General features: G+C 68.5%; 7 protein-coding genes and 1 riboswitch. Of the genes, 2 read left to right on the top strand and 5 right to left on the bottom strand.

Annotated features, from left to right (window positions below; genetic code table 11):
* Window positions 1-890 (top strand): aminotransferase-like domain-containing protein (locus NGR01S_RS18740; protein WP_157107323.1); only part of this gene is annotated, 890 nt, incomplete at its 5' end.
* Between the two features lie 12 nt (window positions 891-902).
* Here the strand turns inward: NGR01S_RS18740 and NGR01S_RS18735 are convergent.
* The 3 genes from NGR01S_RS18735 to fgd form a co-directional block, all read right to left on the bottom strand.
* Window positions 903-2,123, bottom strand: coding sequence for an acetate kinase (locus tag NGR01S_RS18735; protein WP_245664661.1), 1,221 nt, complete (start codon window positions 2,121-2,123; stop codon window positions 903-905).
* A gap of 14 nt (window positions 2,124-2,137) precedes the next feature.
* Window positions 2,138-4,210 (bottom strand): phosphate acetyltransferase, encoded by a 2,073-nt coding sequence (pta, locus tag NGR01S_RS18730; RefSeq protein ID WP_063038510.1) that lies wholly within the window; start codon window positions 4,208-4,210, stop codon window positions 2,138-2,140.
* A 321-nt stretch (window positions 4,211-4,531) separates the two neighbouring features.
* On the bottom strand, window positions 4,532-5,542 hold the full coding sequence (gene fgd / locus NGR01S_RS18725) for a glucose-6-phosphate dehydrogenase (coenzyme-F420) (RefSeq protein WP_063038508.1): 1,011 nt from the start codon (window positions 5,540-5,542) through the stop codon (window positions 4,532-4,534).
* Window positions 5,543-5,834: 292 nt separating this feature from the next.
* Between fgd and NGR01S_RS18720 the strand changes: the two genes are divergently transcribed.
* Entirely contained in the window at window positions 5,835-6,614 is a 780-nt protein-coding gene (locus NGR01S_RS18720) for an HAD-IIA family hydrolase (protein ID WP_084481379.1), read from the top strand.
* 335 nt (window positions 6,615-6,949) lie between these two features.
* Here the strand turns inward: NGR01S_RS18720 and NGR01S_RS18715 are convergent, their stop codons facing one another.
* A complete protein-coding gene (locus NGR01S_RS18715) occupies window positions 6,950-8,164 on the bottom strand; it encodes an O-succinylhomoserine sulfhydrylase (RefSeq protein ID WP_063038506.1) in 1,215 nt (404 codons plus the stop codon).
* Entirely contained in the window at window positions 8,161-8,577 is a 417-nt protein-coding gene (locus NGR01S_RS18710; RefSeq protein ID WP_063038504.1) for a rhodanese-like domain-containing protein, read from the bottom strand. The genes NGR01S_RS18715 and NGR01S_RS18710 overlap by 4 nt, the downstream gene beginning before the upstream one ends.
* Window positions 8,578-8,594: 17 nt before the next feature.
* A riboswitch (SAM riboswitch) is annotated at window positions 8,595-8,707 on the bottom strand.
* Window positions 8,708-8,743: the final 36 nt, after the last annotated feature.

Here is an 8,743-nt window from a genome sequence, read left to right as displayed (position 1 = left end):
TGCTGGCTCCGACCGCGGGCCGGGTCCTCATCGATCACCCCACCTACCCCAACGCCATCGAAGCCATCCGGGATGTGGGCGCGCGCCCGGTTCCGGTTCCGCTGCGCCTGGAGGATCCGGCGGCCGCCTGGGACCTCGACGGGCTGCGCAGCGCCGCCCGGCAGACCGCCGCCTCGCTGGCCTATCTCGTCCCCGACCACAACAATCCCACCGGTTTCCTGATGGACGACACGGCCCGCGCCGAACTGGCCGCCATCGCCCGGGACACCCGGATGACCCTGATCATCGACGAGTCCATGGCCGATCTGTCGTTGGGCGCGCAGGCGCCGGTCTCGCCGGTCGCCGCGTTCGCGAAGGGGGCGGAGGTGGTCACCATCGGCTCGGCCTCGAAATCCTTCTGGGGCGGACTGCGGGTGGGCTGGATCCGGACCTCGGAATCGCTGATCACCCGGCTGCTCGGTATCCGCGCGACCGTCGACCTGGGCACCCCGGTGATGGATCAGCTGGCCGCGGTCCACCTGCTCGAGCACGCCGACCCGATTCTCGAGCGCCGCCGCGCGCAGTTGCGTAGCCAGCGGGAGGCATTGCTGGCGGCCATGGCCGAGGAATTGCCCGGCTGGTACGCGCTGCCCGGGGTCGGCGGGATGTCGGTGTGGGCGCAGCTGCCCACGCCGGTGTCCACGGCGCTGGCCGCCACCGCGCCGAATCATGGAGTGCTGCTGGCGGCGGGCCCCCGATTCGGGGTCCAGGGGGCGTTCGAACGTTTCCTGCGGCTGCCCTACACCAGCCCCGAACCCGAACTGCGGCGCGCGGTGACCGCCATCGCGACGGCCTACGCGACGCTGGGACCGCAGGCCGGTGATTCGCTACAGCCGCTCACCTGCTACTGAAACGCGGTGGGGTCAGGCCTTTTCGGTCAGGGCGGCGGCCGCGCGGGCGATGGCGAGTTCCTCGTTCGTCGGCACCACCAGGACATCCACCTTCGCGTCCGGCGGGGAGATCCGCCGCGCGGTCCGCTCCGGCGCCGTATTGCGATCGTGGTCCACCGCGATCCCGAACCCGGACAGGCCGGCCAGCGCGTCGGCGCGCACGTCCGGATTGTTCTCGCCGACCCCGGCCGTGAACGTGATCGCGTCGACCCCACCGAGTTCGATCAGATACGCACCGAGGTAGTGGCGGAGACGGTGCACGTAGACGTCGTAGGCCAGCCGGGCCGGCTCGTGGCCTTCGCCGATGAGCCGCCGCAATTCCCGGAAGTCGTTGACCCCCGCCATCCCACGCAGGCCCGAACGACGGTTGAGCAGGCGGTCGACGCCGTCGACGTCCAGCTGCACGGTGCGCATGAGATGCAGAATGATCCCGGGGTCCAGATCCCCGGGTCGCGTCCCCATCACCAGGCCCTCCAGCGGCGTCAACCCCATGCTGGTGTCCACCGGCCGCCCGCCCCGCAGCGCCGAGACGGACGCGCCGTTGCCGAGATGGAACACGATCTGTTTCAGTGACTCGGCCGGCCGGCCCAGGAATTCGGCGACACGGCCCGAGACATATTCGTGCGAGGTGCCGTGGAAACCGTACCGGCGGATACCGTGCGCGGCCGCGACCTGCGCGTCGATCGCGTAGGTCTTGGCGGCGTCGGGCAACCCGTGGAAGAACGCGGTATCGAACACCGCGACCTGCGGGACGCCGGGCAGCAGGGTGCGCACCGCCTCGATCCCGCGCACGTTCGCCGGATTGTGCAGCGGTGCCAGCGCCGACAACTCGTCGATGGTGGCCAGTACCCGGTCGTCGACGAGCGTGGGCCGGTAGAACACCTCACCGCCGTGGACGACCCGGTGCCCGACCGCGGTGACGCCCGCGCTCGCCAGATCGTGCCCGGTCTCGGCGAACTTCTCGAACGCCAGGCGCAACCCGGCCGTATGATCGGGAATGGTGACGTGGTCGGAAAGGGTCCGTCCGTCGGCGGTGTGTTCGAGCGCGCCGCCGCCGCTCTCACCGATCCGCTCCATCAGTCCGGCCGCCACCACGGTGCCCGATTCCGGCGCGACGAGTTGATATTTGATCGAGGACGAACCGGAATTGACCACCAGCACCAGGTCGCCGTCCACCGCTGTCTGCTCCTCCACGGACCGCGGCGCGATCACTGGTGCTGTGCCTGGATAGCGGTGATGGCCACCGTGTTCACGATATCGGTGACCAGTGCGCCGCGGGACAAGTCGTTCACCGGTTTACGTAACCCCTGCAGCACCGGCCCGATCGCGACCGCACCCGCGCTGCGCTGCACCGCCTTATAGGTGTTGTTGCCGGTATTGAGGTCGGGAAAGATGAAAACCGTAGCGCGGCCGGCCACCTCGGAGCCGGGAAGTTTGGCATCGGCGACGGTGGGTTCGACAGCCGCGTCGTACTGGATGGGCCCCTCGACCAGCAGTTCGGGCGCCCGCTCCCGGACCAGCCCCGTCGCCACCCGCACTTTGTCCACATCCGCGCCGCTACCGGATTCACCGGTCGAATAGGAGAGCATGGCCACCCGGGCGTCGATCCCGAACCTGGTCGCGGTGGCGGCCGAGGACACGGCGATATCGGCGAGCTGTTCGGAACTCGGATCCGGCACCACCGCGCAGTCGCCGTAGGCCAACACGCGGTCGGACAGGCACATGAGGAACACACTCGACACCGTCGAGACCCCGGGTACCGTTCTGATGATCTCGAACGAGGGCCGAATCGTATGCGCGGTGGTGTGCGCCGCCCCGGACACCATGCCGTCGGCGATCCCCCGATGCACCATCATGGTGCCGAAGTAGGAGATATCGGCGACGGTCTCCCGGGCCCGTTCCAGGGTCATCCCCTTGTGTTTGCGCAATTCCGTGTACTCGCGGGCGAAATCAGCGAGATGTTCCGAGGTTCGCGGGTCGAGCACCCGCGCGCCGGCGATATCCACGCCCAGCTCCGCGGCCCGGGCCCGGACCGCCGTCTCGTCACCGAGGATGATCAGATCCGCGATCTTGCGTTGCAGCACCCGGCCCGCCGCCCGCAGCACCCGGTCGTCATCGCCCTCGGGCAGCACGATCGTCTTACGGTCCGCACGGGCACGTTCGATGAGCTGGTATTCGAACATCTGCGGGGTCACCACACTGGACCGCGGGACCTCCAGCCGGCGCAGGAAATCCGGGGCGTCCACATGGGTTTCCATCAGCGCCAGCGCCGTATCCACCTTGCGCGGATTGTGCGCCGACATCCGGCCGCGGGTGCGATGCGCCACCCCGGCGGTCTCGTAGGTGCCCAGATCCGTGGTCAGGATGGGTAATCGCGGTTTGAGCCCGGTGATGAGCCGGGCGACCGCCGGATGCGGGAGCAGCCCGCCGTTCATGATGATCCCGGCCAGCGACGGGAAACTCTCCGCCTCATGGGCGTTGACCACACTGAGCAGCACATCGGAGCGATCGCCGGGAGCGATCACCACCACACCGTCGAAGAGCCGCTCCAGGATATGTTCCGCGGTCATCCCGCCGACCATCACCCCCAGTGCCTCCCGGTCCAGCAGTTCGGGGTCGCCGCTGTACATCTCGCCGTCCAGCGCCTCGCGCAACTCCGCCATGGTGGGCGCGATCAACAGCGGCACCTCCGGCAGACTCCACGACGGCACCCCGAAGGGCGCCAGCGCCTCCCGGACCACCTCGAGTTCGCCGGGCGCGCAGCGGTTCGCGACCACGGCCACCAGCTGCGCGTGCTCGGACTTCAGCTCGGTGGTGCACAGTTCCACGAGCTGCTCGACCTCCACGGCCGACCGGCCCGCCCCGCGCACCACCAGCAGCACCGGCGCTCCCAGATTCACCGCGATCCGGGCGTTGAACCGCAGCTCGCTGGGACTCGCCACATCGGTGTAGTCGCTGCCCACGATCACCACGGCGTCACATACCGCGGCCACCTCGTGATACCGCATGACGATCTCGGAGATCGCGGCATCCGGGTCGGCGTGCACCTGTTCGTAGCCGACCCCCACCGCCTGCCGGTACTCGATATCGGCGGTGCTGTGCTCGAGCAGCAGCTCGAGAATGTAATCCGGTTCGGTGGCCGAACGGGTGATCGGCCGGAAGACCCCTACCCGCGCGGCGGTCGCGCACAGCATCTGCAGCGCGCCGAGCGCCACGGTCGACTTACCGGTATCGCCCTCCGGCGACGCGATGTACACACTGGACGCAGCTACCTCGGCCATGGTTGAGAGCCTAGCTGTGTTCATTGCGACGTCTGCGGCGTCGCGGGGCCGAGGCCCCCTGGTCCCGCCGTTCAGGCCTCGGGACTCGAGCTTTCGGCTCCTGCGATGTACGGTCCGCCGTTCGCGGAGTGGGAGCCGTCGACAGCTTCGGCCAAGGGGCGGGACGCGGGCCTCGACCCTTTCAGGGCCTCGCTGAACTCGGCACAGGGGGTGTGCGGCTGTTCGCGAAGGTCGGTCCCGGGTGGTGCGCCGACCGGGAGCGGACACCTGCTCGGGTGGCGCGACGTGCTGACCGGGACGACCCCCCGCGTCCGCTGTCCGCTACCCCAGTTTCCGCAACCGGGGCGCCAGGTCGCGCTGGAACAGGTCCAGGAAGCGTTTCTGGTCGTGACCCGGAGCGTGGAAGACCAGGTGGTTCAGGCCCGCGTCGACGTACGGCTGGATCAGTTCGACCGCCTGGTCGGGATCGCTGGCGACGATCCAGCGTTTGGCGATCTGCTCGATCGGCAGCGCGTCGGCCGCTTCCTCCATCTCGATCGGGTCGTGGATGCTGTGCTTCTGCTCGGGGGTCAGCGACAGCGGGGCCCAGAAGCGGGTGTTCTCCAGCGCGAGTTCGGGGTCGGTGTCGTAGGAGATCTTGATCTCGATCATCCGGTCGATCGTGCCGACCTCGCGGTCCACCTTCGCCGCGCCTTCGGCCACCGCCGGCATCAGTTTCTCCGTGTACAGCTCCATGCCTTTACCGGAGGTACAGATGAACCCGTCGCCGGCGCGGCCCGCGTACCGGGCCACCACCGGGCCGCCGGCGGCGATGTAGACCGGGATCCCGCCTTCGGGGACGTCATAGATGGAGGCGCCGACCGTCTTGTAGTAGGTGCCGTCGAAATCGGTGCGCGCGCCGGTCCACAGGGCACGCATCAGGTCGACCGCTTCGCGCAGCCGCGCGAAGCGCTCCTTGAACTCCGGCCATTCCCCGGAGTAACCGGTGGCGATCTCGTTGAGTGCCTCACCGGTGCCCACCCCCAACATCACCCGTCCCGGATACAGGCAGCCCAGGGTCGCGAACGCCTGCGCGATCACGGCGGGGTTGTACCGGAAGGTAGGGGTGAGTACCGAGGTACCGAGCAGGATCCGGTCGGTGCGCTCACCCGCCGCGGCCAGCCAGGCCAGGGAGAACGGCGCGTGGCCACCCTTGTGCCGCCACGGCTGGAAATGATCGCTGACCGTGGCGCTGTCGAGGCCGTGTTCCTCGACCAGTACCGCCAGCTCTACCAGTTCACGGGGTCCGAATTGTTCCGCCGATGCTTTGTATCCGAGCTTCAGTTCACCCATTTGCGCCCACTCCTGTCGCGTTGTGGTCTGGCCGTCTCCGGCCCGGATTCGACACTAATAGGCGCCGTCGGGCCGAGCCCACCCGCAGCCCATGCGGGGCCGGAGGTGCGCCAGGGTCCGCCTCGGCCGATGCGGTGACCGCGGATCGTAGGTGGACGCGCACAGGTCCGCGGCGGTGTCGTCTCGTGTCACGTTCCTCACCCCGGGCGCGGCGCACTCGGTCCGCGCGCCGCTGGAGCGCAGAATCGATGGTGTGAGCCCAGATGACCAGATTCTGTCCTACCTGACCGATATGGACGGGGTGCTGGTGCACGAAGACCATATGGTGCCCGGCGCCGACGAGTTCCTCGCCGAATTACGGGCCGAGGAGATTCCGTTCCTGGTACTGACGAACAATTCGATCCGCACGCCGCGCGATCTCCAGGCCCGGCTGCGCCAGACCGGACTCGAGATCCCGGAGCATTCGATCTGGACCTCGGCGCTGGCCACCGCCAGTTTCCTCGACGAGCAGCGGCCCGGCGGCACCGCCTACGTGGTGGGCGAGTCCGGACTCACGACCGCACTGCACGAGATCGGTTATGTGCTGACCGAGGTGGACCCCGATTACGTGGTGTTGGGTGAGACCCGCACCTATTCGTTCGAGGCGATCACCACGGCCATCCGGCTGGTCGAGCGGGGTGCGCGGTTCATCGCCACCAACCCCGACCCGACCGGCCCGTCCCGGGACGGCGTACTGCCCGCGACCGGTTCGGTGGCGGCCCTGATCACCCGGGCCACCGGCCGCGACCCCTACTACATCGGCAAACCGAATCCGCTGATGATGCGTTCGGCGTTGCGCCGCATCGGCGCCCACTCCCAGACCAGTGTGATGATCGGCGACCGGATGGACACCGACGTGATCTCCGGGATGGAAGCCGGTATGCGCACCATCCTGGTGACCTCCGGTATCTCGACGAAGGTGTCGGTCGAGCAATACCCCTACCGGCCGACCACCGTGCTGAGCTCGGTCGCCGACCTGGTCGGCCGGGTGCGCACCCCGTTCACCGAGGCGGCGGCGAATCCGCGGACCTGAGCGGGCGGCGTCCGCGGACGGGGCCTGGTCGAGGGTGAGCCCTGAAGGTCGAGATGCGGGCTTGTTCGTGAAGGTGCTGTGTCTTTGGCGCCGCCTCCGGCGGCGCGGGGTCGAGGCCCCCTTGGTCCCACCGTTCAGGCCTCGAGACTCGCGCTTCGCGCATGCGCTTCGAGGCCTGAACGGTGGGACGGGCCTCGACCCTTTATGAGCCTCGCTGAACTCGGCGCCGAGCGGGTGCGGCCGATCGCAAAGGCGGTCGGAGACGAGGTGGGTGGGGCTGGAGCCCTGACCGCCGGTCAGGGTGCACCTACCGGCGATCCACTACCTCGAAGCGATCAGCTCAGTGCCTGGTCCAGGTCGCCCAGGAGATCTTCGATGTCCTCCAGGCCGATCGAGACCCGGACGACCCCGTCCGAGAGGCCGATGCTCGCGCGGCCTTCGGGACCCATGGCCCGGTGGGTGGTGGTCGCCGGATGGGTGATCAAGCTTTTCGCGTCGCCCAGGTTGTTGGAGATATCGATGATCCGCAGCTTGTTCAGCACCTCGAAGGCCCGCTTCTTCGCGAGATCCGCGGTGGCCGCGAGTTCGAAGGTCACCACGGTGCCGCCGCCGTTCATCTGCGCGGCCGCCAGCTCGTACTGCGGATGCGATTCCAGGAACGGATACCGGACCCAGCTCACGGCGGGATGCTCCTCGAGGTAGCGCGCGATCCGCAGCGCCGAATCGGTGGACCGACGGACCCGCAGCGGCATGGTTTCCAGACCCTTGAGCAGCGTCCAGGCGTTGAACGGGCTCAGGGCGGGTCCGGTGTGGCGCATGAGCGTCTTGACCGGGCCTTCGATGTACTCGGCGGTGCCGAGGATCGCGCCGCCGAGTACCCGGCCCTGTCCGTCGATGTGTTTGGTGCCCGAGTAGACCACCACGTCGGCGCCGAGTCCGAAGCCGCGCTGTAGCAGCGGGGTGGCGAACACATTGTCCAGGACCACCTGCGCGCCCGCGGCATGCGCGAGCTCGCAGACCTTGCGTACGTCGACCAGGGTCTGCATCGGGTTGGCCGGAGTCTCGAAGAACACCGCGGCGGTGGGTTCGGACAGCGCCGCTTCCCACTGGTCGAGGTCTTCGCCGTCGACGAATACCGTTTCGACACCCCAGCGGGGCAGGATCTCGTTGCACACCACGAAGCAGGAGCCGAACAGGCTGCGCGCGGCCACCAGCCGGTCGCCCGCCTTCAGCAGCGCACCGAGGGCGACGAAAACGGCGGCCATACCGCTGGCGGTGGCGAAACAGGCTTCGGCGCCGTCGAGCAGGCGCATCCGTTCCTGGAAGGTGGTCACCGTCGGGTTGCCGTAGCGGGAGTACACGTAGTGCGGGTTGTCCCCGGTGAACGCGGCCTCGGCCGCTTCGGCACTGGCGTAGACGAACCCCGAGTTCAGGTACAGGGCCTCGGAGGTCTCGTCGAATCCCGAACGGCTCAGACCGCCGCGCACACCCAGTGTCGCCGGACCGACGCCTTCGGGTAACGGCCGTTCGAACGAACCGCCGCCGATCACGACTGCCGCCAGGGCAGTCCGTGGGCCCGCCAGCCGGCGCCGCCGCGATGCCCGAGTTCGTCCAGCGGACCCTCGAAACCGTCGCTGATGTTGTAGGAGGGTGCGATACCCGCGGCGGTAGCGGCGTCGGCCGCGTGCGCCGAACGCTGCCCGGAGCGACACAGGAAGAGCACGGGCGCGTCCGCGGGGTGGTCGGACAGGGCGCCACGCAGCTGGTCCAGGAATTCGGTATTGCGGGTGCCGGTGCCGTCGACCCACTCGACCAGCAGTGTCGGCTTGGCGATAGAGCTGGTGTCGGGTATTCCGACGAATTTCCATTCGGCTTCGGTCCGCACATCCACCAGGACTGCGTCCGGATTCCCGGTCAGCAGGTCCCATGCCTGCTGCGGGCCGATATCCCCTGCGTAATTCATACGTGGCACCTCCTGCGAAACCGCACTTGCCGCATCCGATCGATGCGCGCCAGGTCGTCACCCGGAGCACCCCACCGCGGAGGAGGGTTGCCGACCAGCGAGCCGGGGCTTGGCACTGGTACTCATGACCCAATCGAAAAGATTGCCCGGCGCAGTCGGGCCGTGT

The organism is Nocardia grenadensis NBRC 108939, assembly GCF_001613445.1.
Taxonomy (GTDB): domain Bacteria; phylum Actinomycetota; class Actinomycetes; order Mycobacteriales; family Mycobacteriaceae; genus Nocardia; species Nocardia grenadensis.
The sequence above is the reverse complement of the archived record's forward strand: the minus strand, read 5'-3'. Positions and strand labels throughout refer to the sequence as shown.

Bases quoted from the DNA above. Each gene is read 5' to 3' on its own strand.
- pta (WP_063038510.1), bottom strand. From the start codon at position 4,210: ATGGCCGAGGTAGCTGCGTCCAGTGTGTACATCGCGTCGCCGGAGGGC.
- fgd (WP_063038508.1), bottom strand. From the start codon at position 5,542: ATGGGTGAACTGAAGCTCGGATACAAAGCATCGGCGGAACAATTCGGA.
- NGR01S_RS18720 (WP_084481379.1), top strand. From the start codon at position 5,835: ATGGACGGGGTGCTGGTGCACGAAGACCATATGGTGCCCGGCGCCGAC.
- NGR01S_RS18710 (WP_063038504.1), bottom strand. From the start codon at position 8,577: ATGAATTACGCAGGGGATATCGGCCCGCAGCAGGCATGGGACCTGCTG.